The following is a 15,129-nucleotide window of genomic DNA, read 5'->3' as shown; positions in this document are numbered from 1 at the left end:
GCTAGCGGGGGCCGGGGCCGCCCGCCGACAGCGCGGCGGGGACCACCTGGAGGAGCGCCACGTAGGCGGCGAAGAGCACCAGCGTCACGACCGCGGCCCGCAGGCGCGAGGTCCCCGCGGCGCGGGCCATGCCGACCGCCACCAGCACGAGCGCCCACACGGTGAACAGGTCGGCGGCGCCGAGCGCGGCGGCGAGCGGCGGCGGCGCCGACGGGACGAGCGCGGCGAGGCTCGAGGGCACGAGCCGCGGCACGTCGGCCGGCGCGAGCGGCGCGTGCACCAGCGCGGCCGGGATGGCGAGCAGCCCGCGCAGCCAGACCGGCAGCATCCCGTGCGCGGTCACCGCCAGCGTGGCCTTGAAGTCCGGGCGGGCACCGGCGACGCGGAAGCCGACGAACAGGCAGCCCGCGGCGGCCACCGCGAGCAGCGCGGGCAGCGCGGCGGCGCCGGCCCAGCCGGCGATCAGGCCGAGCTTGCGCGCGGTGGCGGCGTTGTCCTCGCGCTGGCTGACGGTCAGCTCGGCGCCGTCCTCGCCGCGGTCGGCCACCAGGGCCGCGGCCCCGAAGTCGGTGCTCGGGAGCACGGCGGCGGCGGTGGCGAGCGCGGCGGCGGTGGCGATCGCGAGCGCGAGCCCGGCGCGGCGGCGCGTGGTCACGAGCGGGAACCCGTGCTGCGGCACCGCGAGCGCGCGGAGCAGGATGGAACCGTCGGTGGAAAGCTCGGATGCGGTCATGTGCGTGCCCGGCCCTACGGGGCAGCGGACCGCGTATTTCACGCTTCGCGCGCTCGCCCGTCGGGAAACAAGGAGGCCGAGCGCATAATCCCGTGACATTCGGCCCAGGTCCACCTCCGCTCACCCGCGTGGGTGGGCGGTGGCGCGCACCCGCCGCCCCGGCGCTCGCCGGGGGGGCGGGGGTGCCGGGCCGGCGCAGGCCGGGCGGTCAGCCGAGGACGGCGAGCGCGCGCTCGACGCGGCCCGGGCGCCCGGCGGCGAGGAACGCCGGCAACCCGCGCCGCCGCGCCAGCCGCCGCGCCGCGTGGTGCGCCGAGACCGTCCGCGGCCCCTCGGCGAGCAGCGCGAGCGCCATCGCGACGAGCGCGAGGTTGAACTCCATGCCGCCCTTCACGACGCTGAAGCCGTTCGGCGCGTGCACCTTCCGGATCGCGACCGCCTGCGTCACGATCACCGCCAGCGCCGCCGGGGCGGTGGCGATGCCGAGGATGGCGGCCGCGCCCGCGAACGTCTCGGCCAGGCCGGTCGCCATCGCGAGCGCGCGGCCGGGCCGGAGCCCGAGCCCCTCGAACATCTGGGCCGTCTGCGCCGGGCCGTCGCCGCGCAGCTTGGACAGCCCGTGGTAGAGCATGCTGCTGCCGAGCGCCAGGCGCGCGGGCAGGTCCGCCACCGCGCCCGCGCGCCGCCGCCAGAGACCGTCCGCCCTCCGCATCGCGTTCCCCTCCCGCGACGACGATCCGCACCGGTGCGCCGGGCCGCAACCGGCCGCGCGCGCCGCCGGGCGGCCGGGCGCCCGCGCGACGGCGGCCGGGGGTACACTGTCGGCGGAAATGCCCCCGCCGCTCCTCACCCGCCGGGCGCTGAACCGCGCCACGCTCGCCCGCCAGCTCCTCCTCGCCCGCGAGCGGGCGGCGCCGGTGCGCGCGCTGGAGCGGCTCCTGTGCCTGCAGGCGCAGCTCGCCCGGCCTCCGTTCCTGGCGCTCTGGACGCGGCTCGACGGCTTCGTGCCCGCCGACCTGGCGCGGGCCGCGCTGGCGCGCGAGATCGTGCGCGCCCCGTTCCTGCGCGGCACCCTGCACCTGCTCTCCGCCCGCGACTTCCTGCGCCTGCGCGCCGCGCTCGGCGCCTCGCTCGAGCCGGCGCTGCGCAGCGCCGCGGGCCGGAGGCTGGAGACCGTCGACCGGCCGGCGCTGGCGGAGGCGGCGCGCGGCTGGCTGCGGGAGGCGCCGCGCACCTTCGACGCGCTGCGGGCGCTCGTGGCGGAGCGCTTCCCGCGCGCCGACCTGCACGCCGCCTCGCTGGCGGTGCGCTACGGCGTCCCGCTGGTGCAGGTCCCCGAGGCGGCCGCGCCCTGGGGGTGGCCGGCCGCGGCGGCGTTCGCGGACGCGGAGGCGTGGCTGGGGCGCACCTGCGAGCCCGCGGCGGCGCCGCAGGCGCTCCTGCGCCGCGCGCTCGCGGCCGTCGGACCGGCCAGCGCCGCCGACCTCGCCACCTTCACCGGCCTCGGCGCCGTGCGCGAGGCGCTCGAGGGGCTCGGCGCGGGCCTGCGCACCTTTCGCGACGAGGACGGCCGCGAGCTGGTGGACCTCGCCGACGCGCCGCGCCCGCCCGAGGACGTGGCCGCGCCGGTGCGGTTCCTGGGGGAGTTCGACGCGCTGCTGCTCGCCCACGCCGACCGGCGCCGCTTCATCGACGACGCGCACCGCCCGCTGGTGGTGACGAACAACGGGCTGGTGCGCGCGTGCTTCCTGGTGGACGGGCGGGTGGCCGGGACCTGGCGCACCGAGCGCGGGCGGCGCGGGACGGCGCTGGTGGTGGAGCCGTTCGCCGCGCTCGAGGGCGCCGCGCGGCTGGCGCTGGCCGCCGAGGGCGAGGCGCTGCTGCGCTTCATGGAGCCCGGCGCGCGGGTTCACGACGTGCGCTTCGCCCGGCCCAACTCGGCCGGGCGCCGGTGAGCGCGGGCCGACGGCGTGCGCCTTACCCTTTCGCCCGGGCCCGCCATGAGGTAGAAACCCGGCCACCGGCAGCCCGTTCTGCCGTCAGGCGTTCCTGGGCGGCGTGCAGCCTTCCGGAGCGCGGGGGCAGGAAGAGGAGGCGCCGCGCCCTTCGCGGCCACCGCCCAGAGGTGTGCACATGAAAATCGTTTCCGGTCTGAAGCCCCTGCGCAAGGGGGAAAAGCTGGCGGTGCTCATGCCTGGCATGGGCGCCGTCGCCACCACCGCCATCGCCGGCGTCCACGCCGTCCGCAAGAAGCTGGCGCAGCCGGTGGGGTCGCTCACCCAGCTCGGCCACTTCCTGGACGACGGCCACAACCACGGCCGCCTCATCAAGGACGTGCTGCCGCTCGCGTCCTTCGACGACCTCGTGTTCGGCGGCTGGGACCCCATTCCGGACGACGTGTACGCGGCCGCGTGTCGCGCCCGGGTGCTGAACCGCGACCACCTCGAGCCGCTCAAGGCGGAGCTCGAGGCCATCAAGCCCATGCCGGCGGTGTTCGACACCGAGTGGGTGCGCCGCCTCGACGGCCCGAACGTCAAGAAGGGCTCGCTGCGCGAGAAGGCCGAGGCGCTGCAGGCCGACATCCGCGGCTTCATGGAGAAGCACCGCTGCGCCCGCGGCGTGATGGTGTGGACCGGCTCGACCGAGGTCTACGCCGAGATCGGCCCGGCCCACGCCTCGCTGGAGGCGTTCGAGGCCGCGCTCGACCGGAACGACCCGACCATCGCGCCGTCGATGGTGTACGCCTACGCCGCGATGAAGACCGGGCTGCCGTTCATGAACGGCGCGCCGAACCTCTCGCAGGACACCCCGGCGCTCCGCGAGCTGGCCGAGCGCGAGGGCATCGTCACCGGCGGCAAGGACTTCAAGACCGGCCAGACGCTGATGAAGACCACCATCGCCCCCATGCTGCACGCGCGGCTGCTCGGGCTCGACGGCTGGTTCTCCACCAACATCCTCGGCAACCGCGACGGCGAGGTGCTCGACGACGCCGCCAGCTTCAAGACCAAGGAGGTCTCGAAGCTCTCGGTGCTCGACTCGATCCTGTCGCCGAAGCAGCACCCCGAGCTCTACGGGGACATCGACCACAAGGTCACGATCCACTACTACCCGCCGCGCGGCGACAACAAGGAAGGCTGGGACGCGATCGATCTCTACGGGTGGCTCGGCTACCCGATGCAGATCAAGGTCAACTTCCAGTGCCGCGACTCGATCCTGGCGGCGCCGCTCGCGGTCGATCTCGCGATCCTCGCCGACCTGGCGCAGCGGGCCGGGGAGAAGGGGCCGCAGGAGTGGCTCTCCTTCTTCTTCAAGAGCCCGGTGACCGCGGCCGGCAACGGCGCGGTGCACGACCTCTTCCAGCAGCAGACGAACCTGTTCGCGAAGCTGCGCGAGTACGCCGACGCGGCGGCGCAGGCCGCCAAGCAGGCCGCGGTCGGCTAGCCGGCGATGCCGACCGGCGCGCGACTCGCGATCCTCGCCCACCTGGCCCTCGGCGCGGCCACCGCCCTGGCGTACGCGGTGGTGCGCCCGCCCGAGCCGGCCCGCTTCACCGGCCGGCGCGGGATCATCGGGATCCTGGGCCGGTGGGCGTACTTCGTGAGCGGGCCGCTGCTGCGCGCCGCGAACGCGGCCGGGCTCACCGCGAACGGCGTCACCGCCATCGGCACCGCGCTCACCGCGGCGGCCGGCGTGGCGGTCGGGCTGGGGGGCTTCGGCTGGGCGTTCCTGCTGCTGGTCTACGGCTCCTGGTGCGACCTGCTCGACGGCGAGCTGGCCCGCCGCACCGGCACGCAGACCAAGGCGGGCGCGTTCCTCGACTCGAACCTCGACCGCGTCTCCGAGATGGCCATGTTCGGCGGCCTCGCGGCGGCGTTCCCGGACCGCTCCGGGATGCTGTGGGCGGTGGGCGCGCTCTCCGCCTCGATGATGGTCTCGTACACCCGGGCCCGCGGCGAGGGCCTGGGCGTCTCCTGCCCGACGTTCGGCCTGGAGCGGCCGCACCGGGTGGTGATGCTCATGGCGGCGCTGCTCGCGGCGTCGTTCGTGCCCGCCGCGGCCGTGCTGCCGCTGCTCGAGACCACCTGCGCCCTGGTGGCGCTCGGCGCCGGCGGCACCGCGCTCGGCCGCCTCTGGGTGATCCACCAGATGCTCCGCCACGGCGAGGGAGCGGCCGCGGGCGGGGCCCAGCACGGCGCCCCGGGCGCGCCGCCGGCCGGCACGCCCTAGGGATCCGGCCGTGCGCGTCTGCATCGTCACGCCGTACGACCTGTCCCACGACGGCGGCGTGAACCGCCACGCGCTCGGGCTGGCCCGCGCGCTGGGCGGCCTCGGCGTGGAGGCGCGGGTGCTCGGCCCGGCGAGCGGCGCGGTGCCGGACGGCTGCGACGGGCTCCGGGGCGTCCTGCCCGTGCCGGCGAACGGCTCGGTGGCGCGCATCGGCCTGCTCGTCTCGGAGCGCGCCACCCGCGCCTACCTCGACGCGCACGACTTCGACGTCGTCCACGTGCACGAGCCCATCGTGCCCGGGCCGGGGCGCCACGCGCTCCGCCACGCGCGCGGGCCGGTGGTCGCGACGTTCCACGCGAACGCCGAGCGCGAGCCGTGGCTGCAGTCGGTGCTGCGCCGCTTCGCCTCCGCGGGCCTCTCCCGGGTGGACTTCGGCATCGCGGTATCGCGCCAGGCGAAGCGCTTCGCGCGCCCCATCTTCCGCGGCCGCATCGCCGTCATCCCGAACGGCGTGGACCGGTCGCGCTTCGGCGCGGACACCGACGCCGCGCCGCGCCCGCCGCACGCGCCGCCGCGCGTCCTGTTCGTCGGGCGCTTCGGCGAGCCGCGCAAGGGTCTGGCGGTGCTGCTCGACGCGGCGGAGCGCCTGCGCGCCCGCGGCGAGGCGGTGGACATCGAGGTGGTGGGCGACGGGCCGGCGGACCGCTGGGCCGGGCGCGCCGCCCGCGCCGGGGTGCGCTTCCTGGGCCGGGTGAGCGACGACGCGCTCGCCCGCGCCTACCGCGACGGCGACGTGTTCTGCGCGCCGTCGCTGGGCGGCGAGAGCTTCGGGATGGTGCTCGCCGAGGCCATGGCGGCGGGCTGCCCGGTGGTGGCGAGCGACATCCCCGGCTACGCCGAGGCGGCCCGCGGCGCGGCGCTGCTGGTGCGGGCCGGCGATCCGGACGCGCTCGCCACGGCGCTGTGGCGGGCCGCTCACGACCCCGGGCTGCGGGCGCGCCTGTGGGCCCGCGGGCGGGCGCGCGCCGACGCGCTGTGCTGGTCGCGGGTGGCGGCCCGCGTGCTGCACATCTACCAGGTGGCCGGCGCCGGGAGCCCCGCGCTCGCCGTCCCGCCGCTCGCGCCGGTGGCGCGCGCGGCCCGGGGCTAGCGGGGGCGGGAGCGCGCGATGGCCTTCCCCCGCACCTGGCGCCAGAAGGCGGTCCTCGTCCCGTTCGCGCGCGGCCTGAAGCTCTGGTACCGCCCGCGCGTGCACGGGCTCGACGCGGTCCCGCGCGACCAGCCGGTGATCTACGTCGCGAAGCACCCGCGCAGCTGGCTCTACTTCGAGATCTTCCTGCTCGGGCTGCTCACGTTCTGGGACGCCGACCGGATCCCGTTCCGCCCCATGGAGAAGCGCGGCACCTCGCTGCACCGCATCCCCGGCCTGGCCTGGGTCCGGCGCCACGTCGGCAGCATCGAGGCCACCGAGGCGGCGGCGCTCGCGGCGCTGCGCGGCGGCGAGTCGCTGCTCGTGTTCCCGGGCGGCGCGCGCGAGCTGTACGGCGAGCAGGACGCGCTCGACTGGGCCGGGCGCCGCGGCTACGCCCGCATCGCCGCCGCCGCCGGCGTGCCGGTGGTGCCGGTGGCGATCGCCGGGGCCGACCAGCAGCACCCGCTGCGCCTCCCGCTCGGCAAGGGCGGCTCGCTCTGGCTGCCGCCCGTGCCGCTGCCGGTGGCGCTCGACTTCTGGTTCGGCGCGCCCATGCCGCCGCCGGCGCCGGGCGACGCCGCCGCGGTGGCGGCCTACGCCGACCGCGTCGCCGCCGTCACGCAGGCGCTGCTCGACGAGGCGGTCCGCGCCCGGCGCGCGCCACCCTGGAGCCGCACGTGAGCCGCCACGCCCCGCACGCCCCGCCGCCCCCGCTCGACCCGCGCCACCCGGCCTACCGCTGGATCCTGGGCGGCGCGCGCCGGCTCGCGCGCTACCACCGCATGACGGTGGAGGGCACGGTGCCGGAGGGCCCGTGCGTCTACGTCGCGCTGCACGGCGCCGGGTACCTCGTGCTCGACCTCGTGCTGGCCGGCTACTTCCTCGGCTGGAAGGAGTTCCACGAGAGCGGGCGGCTGGAGGACTGGCGCCCGCTCCGCATCGTCGGGGCAGAGTCGCAGATCGAGCGCTTCCTGCCCGGCCTGCCGCGCGCCAAGGAGCACGCCGGGATCATCGGGACCGACGAGGAGGACTGCGTCGCGGTGCTGGAGCGCGGCGAGTCGCTGCTCGTCACGCCGGGCGGCATGCGCGAGGCGCAGCCCTCCCGCGACTTCTACAAGCTGCGGTGGGACGGCCGGCTCGGCTTCGCGCGCCTGGCCGTGCGCACCGGCGCGCCCATCGTGCCGGTCGCGGTGGTGGGCGGCGCGGAGGCGTACCCGGGCGTGCGCTGGGGCAAGCTGTCGTTCTGGTCGCCGCTGCCGCTCCCGGCGCGGTTCCACATGGCCGTCGGCGAGCCCATCCCGGTGGAGCGGCGGCCGGAGTCGGCGCGGGATCCGGCGGTGGTGAAGCCGCTCCACGAGCTGGCGCGCGCGCGCACGCAGGCGCTCTACGACCGCCTGATCGCGCAGCGGGGGACGGGGCGGTGACCACCTGGCGCATCGCCAGCGACTGGCACCTCGCGCCCGGCAGCCCGGCGGTGCACGGCCGGCTCGCGCGCGCCTTCCTGGCCCGCGCGCGCGCCGACGGCGCCTCGGTGGTGCTGAACGGCGACGCGTTCGACGACCTGTTCACCGGAGGTGGACGGGCCGAGGCGGCGCACCCGCTGGTGGTCGCCGAGTTGGAGGCGCTCGGCCGCGAGGGCCGGCTCCGGCGAACGCGCGGCAACCACGATCCGGACGCGGGCGAGGAGCGGGTGGTGCTGGAGGTGCCCGGGACCGGCCGCGTGCTGGTCGCGCACGGGCACGCCGCCGACCCGGTGAACGCCTCGGCGCTGGGACGGCTCGGGGACGGAATCTCCCGCCGCTTCGGCCGGTTCGGGGTGGTGCGGGGGGCGGCCTGGTTCGCCGAGGCGGCCGCCCGCGCGCTGGCCGAGGACTGGATGGTGGCGACGTTCCGGCGCCGGTGCCTGGCCGAGGTGGAGCGGGAGGGCTTCGCGCTGGGCGTGTTCGGGCACGTGCACCGGGCCCACCTCGCGCCGGGGGATCGCTACGCCAACGCGGGCTCGCTCCACGGCGAGGCCCTCGAGTACCTGGAGCTCGGGCCGGGCGGACCGCGGCTCGCCGTGCTCCGCGCCGGCGACCTGCCGGACCCGGGAACGGCCCCGGCCGCGAAGGGATAGATTGGGGATCCGCGCCCCGGGCGCGGGATGAGGTAGAAGACGGCATCCATGCGCATCATCGAAGCCTTCGTCCGCTTCTCCGAGCGGCGCCGCGTCGTCATCCTGGCCGTCGCCGCCCTGGTGGCGGTCGCCGGCGGCTACGGCACCTTCCGGCTGTACGCCGACCTGCGCCCGGACATGTCCGAGCTGCTCCCCGCCAACAGCCGGAGCGCCCGCGACCTCGAGGCGCTCACGAAGCGCATCGGCGGGTTCGCCGAGCTGTCGGTGGTGCTGGCGGGGAAGGACCCGCTCGCGCTCCAGCTCTTCGCCGACGACCTCGACGACGCGCTGAAGGACGCGCCGCCCGGCCTGCTGCGCTGGGTCGAGTACCGAGTGGACGAGGCGCGCGACTTCTTCAAGCCGCGCCTGCTGCTGTTCCTCTCGCGCGAGGAGCTGGCGTCGCTGCGCGACACGCTCGGCGCGCGGGTGGCGTGGGAGCGGGCCCGGCAGGCGGGGAAGGCCGAGGGGCCGGCCCCGGACGTGGAGGGGCTGGTCGACCGGATCGCCGGTGAGCGGAAGGGGCTGCTCGGCAAGTTCCCGAGCGGCTACGTCATGGGCGAGGTCCCCGGGCACGCGCCCGGCGAGACCATGACCGCGCTCGCCATGGTGATCCGGCTCGACGCGCCACCGGACGACTACCGCGACGTGGTGGCGCTGGAGCGGGTGGTGAAGGACACCGTCCGCCGGCTCGAGCCCGAGAAGGCCGGCATCGAGGTGGGCTACGGCGGGTACGTGGCCAACAACATCCTCGAGCACGACGCTCTGGCCGAGGACCTGGTGTGGGCCACCATCCTGGTGCTGCTCGCGGTGGCCGCCTCGGTGGTCGTCTACAACCGCACCTGGAAGGCCGTCTTCGCGGTGGGCGCGCCGCTCCTCGTCGGCACGTTCGCGACGTTCGGGCTGGCCGAGATCTTCGTCGGCCACCTCAACTCCAACACCGCCTTCCTCGGCTCCATCGTGGTGGGCAACGGGATCAACGTCGGGCTGATCCTGTTCGCGCGCTACCTGGAGGACCGCCGGCGCGGGCAGGAGCCCCGGCCCGCCATGGTCACGGCGCTCGCCAACACCTGGCTCGCCACGCTCACCGCCGCGCTCGCCGCCGGGGTGTCCTACGCGTCGCTGCTCTCCACCGACTTCCGCGGCTTCAACCAGTTCGGCCTGATCGGCGGGCTGGGCATGGCGTTCTCCTGGCTCTCCGCCTACGCGGTCACCCCGGCGCTGGTGCTCGCGTGGGAGCGCCGCGCGCCCATCCCGCGGCAGGGGCAGCGCCCGGCCCGCCCGATCTTCACCTACGCGATCTCGGCCATCGTGGAGCGCGCGCCGCGCCGCATGGTGACGGTGGCGGTGCTGCTCTCGATCGCGTCGGCGGTGATGGTGGTCCGCTGGTCGCGGGATCCGATCGAGCACGACTTCCGCCGCCTGCGCGACCAGTCGGCGCTCGCCGACGGCGGGCCGGGCTGGTGGGACCAGCGGGTGGACGCGCTGCACGGCGACCACCTCTCGCCCACCGCCATCCTGGCCCGCGACGAGGGCGAGGCGCGCGCCATCGCGAACGCGCTCGACGCGCACATGCGCGCGACGCCGGACACCACCTTCGGCCACGTGCTCTCCATCGCCGCGTTCGTGCCGGAGGGCCAGGAGGCGAAGCTCCCGCTCATCCGGGAGCTGCGCGCGCTCGCCACCCCCGAGAACCTCTCCTTCCTCTCGCCCGAGAAGCGGCTCGCCATCGAGCAGGTGCTGCCGCCCGAGGAGCTGCGCCCGTTCGGCGCGAAGGACCTGCCGGACATGATCCGGCGCCAGCTCACCGAGGTGGACGGGCGCGTGGGCACGCCGGTGCTGCTGTACCCGTCGGGCCGGATGGACGTGTGGAACGGGCTCGACGTGCGCCGCTTCGCGCGCGAGCTGCGCTCGGTGCCGATGCCCCGCGCCGACCTGCCCATGGCCAGCTCCACCCTGGTGTTCGCGGACGTGCTCGACGCCATCGAGCGCGACGGGCCGCGCGCCACCGTGCTGTCTCTCCTCGGGGTGGTGGCGCTGGTGCTGATCGCGTTCGGGCTGGGCCGCCGCTCGGTGCGCTCGCTCGGCGACGCGCTCGGCGTGCTCGCCGCGCTGGGCGTGGGCGTGCTCTGGTTCATGGGGCTCGCCGGCGCGCTCCAGCTCCGGCTCAACATGCTGAACTTCATCGCGCTGCCCATCACGTTCGGCATCGGCGTGGACTACGCGACCAACATCTTCCAGCGCCGGCGGGTGGACCACGCGGGCTCGGTGGCGGACATCGTCCGGACCACCGGCGGCGCGGTGGCGCTCTGCTCGCTCACGACCATCATCGGCTACTCGTCGCTGCTCATCGCGCGCAACCAGGCGCTCATCTCGTTCGGGCTGCTGGCGGTGCTGGGCGAGGTGGCGTGCCTGGCCGCGGCGCTGCTGGCGCTGCCCGCCGCGATGCGCTGGCGGGAGCGGTCGCGCGCCCGCGCGGCGGCGGCGCAGGCCACGGCGCAGGCCTCCGATCACGGGACGCGCGGCGGGACGGACGCGCAGCCGCAGCCCTGAGAGCACGTGAACCCATCCCCTCCCGTCGCCGCGGCGGCCGATCCGCGTCGCATCGCGTCGTTGCTCCTCCCTCACATGCCTCGGGCATGCTCGGTCGTCGCGCCTCGCGCTGCTCGCGTCTCGACCGCCTGGCTCGGTCCGGGGATGGATTCACGCGCTCTGACCGGCCGGGCGGCCGCCCCGGCCGCGGGTCAGCCCGCGCCCACCTGCTCGAGCGCCCACTCGAGCTGCTCCCGGGAGAACGGCTTCTCCAGGAACGCCTCCGCCGCGGGGCGGTCGCGCGAGGCGCGCTCGCCGCTCATGGCGATGATGGGGACCACCGCCAGGCGGGGCGTCCGGCGGATGCGCGCCACCAGGTCGTGGCCGGTCATTCGCGGGGTGTAGAGGTCCACCAGCACCGCGACCGGCCGCGGCCCGCGCGCGAGCAGCTCCCAGGCCTCGGCGCCGTCCACCGCGGGCGCCACCTGGTAGCCAACCCGCACGAGCAGCGCGCGGATGGCCTCCCGCATCCCGGGATCGTCCTCCACCAGGATCACCCTGCGAACGACGTTGCCGGCGGCTTCCACGTACCGAACCTAGACAGCCCGGGGCTGCGGCGCGACGGGGGCCCCACCGGACCGCGCTCAGCCGGCGGTCCCGGAGGGCGGGCTCTCGACGGACGCCTCGGCGGCCGCGGCGGCCCGCCGGCGCGCACGCCAGGCGAGCACCGCGCCCGCCGCGAGCACCCCGGCCGCCGCCGCCCAGGGCCAGACCGCCTCGAGGCGGACCTCGCCCGCGAGCCGCTCGTAGCCGGCGCCGAGCGCCCACCCGAGCCAGAAGTAGATCGTCGCCCAGAGCGCGCCCGCCACCAGCGTGCCGGCGACGAAGGTGCCGTGGCGCAAGCGGAGCGCGCCCGCGACCACCGTCATCACGATCCGCAGGCCGGGGATGAGCCGGCCGATCACCACCGCCGCCGCGCCGCGCCGGGTGAGCCAGCCCTCGAGACGGGCCTCGCGCGCCTCGGTGTAGCCGAAGCGCCGCGCCACCCGGAGCAGCAGCGGCCGCCCGGCGTGCCGCGAGACGAGGTACAGCACGGTGGCGCCCAGCACCGTGGCCGAGGTCACCACCGCCGCGGTGGGCAGGAAGGCGGCGCGGTGCGAGTGGGCGAGGAAGCCCATGGCGGCGATGAACAGGTCGCCCGGGAGCGGCAGCGGGACGCCCGCCTCCTCGGCCAGGATCACCGCGAACAGGCCGCCGTAGTGCCAGCGCTCGAGGAAGGAAGCGGGACTCTCCACCCACGCTTCCATGCCACGAACCGCGCCGCCGCGGAAGCGACGGTTCGCGCGGGGGCTTGGCGCGCCCGGCGCGCCTGCGCACCCCTTCCGACATGGCCGGTGCATCGCAGGGCTTCCACGAGCGCGAGGACGCGCTCTCGGCGCGGACCAGGGACCTCCACCGGGCGCTCGTCTCCCTGCAGGAGGAGCTGGAGGCGATCGACTGGTACCAGCAGCGGGTGGACGCGGCCTCGGATCCGGACCTCAAGCGCGTCCTGCAGCACAACCGCGACGAGGAGGTGGAGCACGCCATGATGATCCTGGAGTGGATCCGCCGCCACGACGTGGTGTTCGCGCGGATGCTGCGGATGCACACCGGCCACGCCGGGCCGATCGTGCGCGAGGAGGAGGCCGAGGAGGCGTCCGGCGCGGCGGACGTCGAGGGGCGCGAGGGCCGGGAGGGCGGGCGATGAGCTGGCAGGACCGCGACGGCGCGCCCTTCGGGCAGCAGGTGTGGGACCGGATCGACGGGGCGGTCGAGGCGGCGGCCGCCGAGGCGCGCGCCGGACGGCGGCTCCTCAAGGTCGTCGGGCCGCTCGGCTTCGACGCGCGCGCAGGGGTGGCGGAGGACGCGCCGGCCGCCGGCGAGGACGAGCCGGAGGCGAGCGACGAGACGCACGTGCACGTGCCGAGCGTCCGCCCGCTCCCCGTGCTCCACCGGACGTTCCGGCTGGGCGCGCGGGCGGTCGAGGCGCTCCAGCGCCGTGGCGAGCCGCTCGCGCTCACCGAGGCGGCGGAGGCGGCGCGCCGGATCGCGCGCGCCGAGGACCGCCTGCTGTTCGAGGGGCACGCGGGCGCGGGGGTGCGCGGGCTGCTCGAGCACCCCGGTCTCGTCGAGGTGCCGGCGGGCGACTGGGCCGATCCCGCCCGCGCCGCGGACGCGCTGCTCGCGGCGCTGGCCGCGCTCGACGCGGCGGGGCGCCACGGGCCCTACGCCGCGGCGGTGTCGCCGGCGCGCTTCTACCAGCTGTTCCGGCCGTTCCCGGGCTCCTCGCTGACGCCCTACCAGCAGCTCCTCCCCGCGTTCGAGGGCGGGATCGTGAAGGCGCCCGGGCTCCACGACGGCGCGGTGGTGGTGGTCCGCAGCGCCTCGGGGCCGCAGGCGGTGGTCGGCCAGGAGCTCACCGCCGCCTATGACGGGCGCGAGGGCATCTTCCACCTCATCTCGCTCGCCGAGTCGGTGACGCTGCTCCCCGGGGCGGCGGGCTCGGTGGCGCTGGTGAGATAGCCCGGGAGCGCGCCGCGCGACCGGACCCCGACGGGAAAGCTGACGGGCTGGATCGGCGGGCGGAAGATGCCGCCCATGCCGCTCGCGCCACGTCGCCGCCGTGCCCCCCTCGCCGCGCTCGCGCCGTGCCTCGCGGCGCTCGCGCTCGCGGCCTGCGCGCCGCGCGCGCCGGCCGGCCCGCCCGCCGGCGCCGCCGCGGCCACCGCGCTCGCCGAGGCGCCGCCGCGGCCGCTGCCGCCGCGCCCGTGGCAGGACGAGGTCCTCTACTTCGTGCTGGTGGACCGCTTCGCCGACGGCGACCGCGGCAACGACCGCGACGTGGACCTCGCCGGCAAGGGCACGTTCCACGGCGGGGACCTGCGCGGCCTCACCGCGCAGCTCGACGAGATCGCCGCGCTGGGCGTGACCGCGATCTGGGTGAACCCGCTGGTGCGCAACATCCCCGGCTACGTGAGCGGCGCCGGGTTCCCGGACTGGGCCTACCACGGCTACTGGATGGACGACCTGTCGCGCCTCGATCCGCGCTTCGGGGACGAGGCCGAGCTCGCCGCCTTCGTGAACGCCTGCCACGCGCGCGGCATCCGCGTGCTGCTCGACGTCGTCTACAACCACGCCGGCTACGACACCGCCTACCTGCGCGACCCCAGGACGCGCCCCTGGCTGCGCAACAACGTGGTGGGCGACTGCGGCGACGACGACCTGACGAGCTGCCTGGCCGGCCTGCCCGACTGGAAGACCGAGCTGCCCGAGGTCCGCGAGTTCCTGCTCGCGGCGCAGCTCGGGTGGGCGAAGCGCTCGGGCGTGGACGGCTTCCGCCTCGACACGGTGAAGCACGTCGAGCCGGACTTCTGGGAGCTCCACCGGCGGCGCGTGCGCGCCGAGCTCGTCCCCGGCTTCTTCCTGCTCGGCGAGCTGTGGGGCGGCGACCGCGAGTCGCTCGACCCGTACTTCGCCGCCGACACGCTCGACGCCGGGCTCGACTTCGGCTTCCAGGGCTCGACGGTCGGGTGGCTGCTCGGCCGCGGCCGCACCATCGCCTACGAGCGCTACCTCGCGTCGCGCCACAAGGTCCGGGCCGGGCACCTGCTCGCGCAGTACCTCTCCTCGCACGACCAGCCGGGCGCGCTGCACCTGCTCGGGGGCGACCGCGCGCTGTTTCGCCTCGCCGCGCTGCTGCAGCTCACCACCGTGGGGATCCCGACCGTCTACTACGGCGAGGAGGTGGCGCGGCCCATCGGCGAGTGGCCGGACAATCGGTCGGACATGCCCTGGGGGCAAAGGGACGTGCTCCCCGGCGCCGGAAAGCCGCGCGACGAGGCAATGCGCGCGTTCTACCAGCGGGTGATCGCCCTGCGTCGCGCGCACCCCGCCCTGTCCCGCGGAACCCACGCGCCCCTCTCGACCGACGGTGACGGCCTGGTGTTCCTGCGCAGGGACGGGGACGACGCGGTCGTGGTGGCGGTGAACCGGGGAAACGCGCCTCTCTCCCTGCGGATCCCGGTCCCCGCCGGCTGGGAGGGGCGGGACCTGGAGGACGCCCTGGAGGGCGGTGCGATATCGGTCGGCGACGGCAGGATGGCCCTGGAGCTCCCGGGTCGCGCGGCCCGGGTGGTGGTGGCGAAGCCCGCACCCGGCGCGGCGATTCGTCGCTAACTCCGCATAAATGGGGGTTTGCGTACATTGGCCGCATTGTCCGCAGGCCCCATCTGGCTGACCCTCACGCGGAGCGCG

General features: G+C 76.3%; 15 protein-coding genes. 11 read left to right on the top strand and 4 right to left on the bottom strand.

All coding sequences use genetic code 11. The annotated features are described in order from the left end of the window. Position 1: 1 nt before the first annotated feature. Entirely contained in the window at positions 2-733 is a 732-nt protein-coding gene (locus tag ANAEK_RS21500; protein WP_012528238.1) for a YIP1 family protein, read from the bottom strand. A gap of 208 nt (positions 734-941) precedes the next feature. Next, complete coding sequence (locus tag ANAEK_RS21495; protein ID WP_012528237.1) at positions 942-1,445, bottom strand: DoxX family protein; 504 nt, start codon at positions 1,443-1,445, stop codon at positions 942-944. A gap of 118 nt (positions 1,446-1,563) precedes the next feature. Here ANAEK_RS21495 and ANAEK_RS21490 point away from each other — a divergent pair, with 118 nt between their 5' ends. The 8 genes from ANAEK_RS21490 (at position 1,564) to ANAEK_RS21455 (ending at position 10,857) form a co-directional block, all read left to right on the top strand. Continuing rightward, positions 1,564-2,688, top strand: coding sequence for a winged helix DNA-binding domain-containing protein (locus ANAEK_RS21490; protein WP_012528236.1), 1,125 nt, complete (start codon positions 1,564-1,566; stop codon positions 2,686-2,688). A gap of 178 nt (positions 2,689-2,866) precedes the next feature. Further along, the gene (locus ANAEK_RS21485) at positions 2,867-4,174 is read left to right on the top strand and encodes an inositol-3-phosphate synthase (RefSeq protein WP_012528235.1); all 1,308 of its coding nucleotides are present in this window, start codon (positions 2,867-2,869) and stop codon (positions 4,172-4,174) included. Positions 4,175-4,180: 6 nt separating this feature from the next. Next, entirely contained in the window at positions 4,181-4,960 is a 780-nt protein-coding gene (locus ANAEK_RS21480) for a CDP-alcohol phosphatidyltransferase family protein (protein ID WP_012528234.1), read from the top strand. Between the two features lie 10 nt (positions 4,961-4,970). Further along, a complete protein-coding gene (locus ANAEK_RS21475; protein ID WP_012528233.1) occupies positions 4,971-6,110 on the top strand; it encodes a glycosyltransferase family 4 protein in 1,140 nt (379 codons plus the stop codon). 18 nt (positions 6,111-6,128) lie between these two features. Next, positions 6,129-6,833 carry a 1-acyl-sn-glycerol-3-phosphate acyltransferase gene (locus tag ANAEK_RS21470; protein ID WP_012528232.1) on the top strand — a complete coding sequence of 235 codons (705 nt, stop codon included), beginning with the start codon at positions 6,129-6,131 and terminating at the stop codon, positions 6,831-6,833. Continuing rightward, positions 6,830-7,576: a lysophospholipid acyltransferase family protein gene (locus tag ANAEK_RS21465; RefSeq protein ID WP_012528231.1), complete on the top strand. Its 747-nt coding sequence runs from the start codon at positions 6,830-6,832 to the stop codon at positions 7,574-7,576. The genes ANAEK_RS21470 and ANAEK_RS21465 overlap by 4 nt, the downstream gene beginning before the upstream one ends. Continuing rightward, positions 7,573-8,268 carry a metallophosphoesterase gene (locus ANAEK_RS21460; protein ID WP_012528230.1) on the top strand — a complete coding sequence of 232 codons (696 nt, stop codon included), beginning with the start codon at positions 7,573-7,575 and terminating at the stop codon, positions 8,266-8,268. Before ANAEK_RS21465 ends, ANAEK_RS21460 begins: the two co-directional genes overlap by 4 nt. Before the next feature lie 48 nt (positions 8,269-8,316). After that, a complete protein-coding gene (locus tag ANAEK_RS21455; RefSeq protein WP_012528229.1) occupies positions 8,317-10,857 on the top strand; it encodes an RND family transporter in 2,541 nt (846 codons plus the stop codon). 191 nt (positions 10,858-11,048) lie between these two features. Here the strand turns inward: ANAEK_RS21455 and ANAEK_RS21450 are convergent, their stop codons facing one another. Both ANAEK_RS21450 and ANAEK_RS21445 read right to left on the bottom strand, forming a co-directional pair. After that, on the bottom strand, positions 11,049-11,423 hold the full coding sequence (locus tag ANAEK_RS21450) for a response regulator (RefSeq protein WP_012528228.1): 375 nt from the start codon (positions 11,421-11,423) through the stop codon (positions 11,049-11,051). A 57-nt stretch (positions 11,424-11,480) separates the two neighbouring features. Next, positions 11,481-12,131 (bottom strand): DedA family protein, encoded by a 651-nt coding sequence (locus ANAEK_RS21445; RefSeq protein ID WP_232288306.1) that lies wholly within the window; start codon positions 12,129-12,131, stop codon positions 11,481-11,483. Between the two features lie 92 nt (positions 12,132-12,223). Here ANAEK_RS21445 and ANAEK_RS21440 point away from each other — a divergent pair, with 92 nt between their 5' ends. The 3 genes from ANAEK_RS21440 (at position 12,224) to ANAEK_RS21430 (ending at position 15,051) form a co-directional block, all read left to right on the top strand. Next, positions 12,224-12,583 carry an encapsulin-associated ferritin-like protein gene (locus ANAEK_RS21440; protein WP_012528226.1) on the top strand — a complete coding sequence of 120 codons (360 nt, stop codon included), beginning with the start codon at positions 12,224-12,226 and terminating at the stop codon, positions 12,581-12,583. Next, positions 12,580-13,398 carry a family 1 encapsulin nanocompartment shell protein gene (locus tag ANAEK_RS21435; protein ID WP_012528225.1) on the top strand — a complete coding sequence of 273 codons (819 nt, stop codon included), beginning with the start codon at positions 12,580-12,582 and terminating at the stop codon, positions 13,396-13,398. The genes ANAEK_RS21440 and ANAEK_RS21435 overlap by 4 nt, the downstream gene beginning before the upstream one ends. 66 nt (positions 13,399-13,464) lie before the next feature. Beyond that, a complete protein-coding gene (locus ANAEK_RS21430) occupies positions 13,465-15,051 on the top strand; it encodes an alpha-amylase family glycosyl hydrolase (RefSeq protein WP_012528224.1) in 1,587 nt (528 codons plus the stop codon). Positions 15,052-15,129: the final 78 nt, after the last annotated feature.

The organism is Anaeromyxobacter sp. K, assembly GCF_000020805.1.
GTDB classification, from domain to species: Bacteria; Myxococcota; Myxococcia; order Myxococcales; family Anaeromyxobacteraceae; genus Anaeromyxobacter; species Anaeromyxobacter dehalogenans.
Note: the sequence above shows the minus strand (reverse complement) of the source record. Positions and strands in the feature narration are given on the sequence as shown.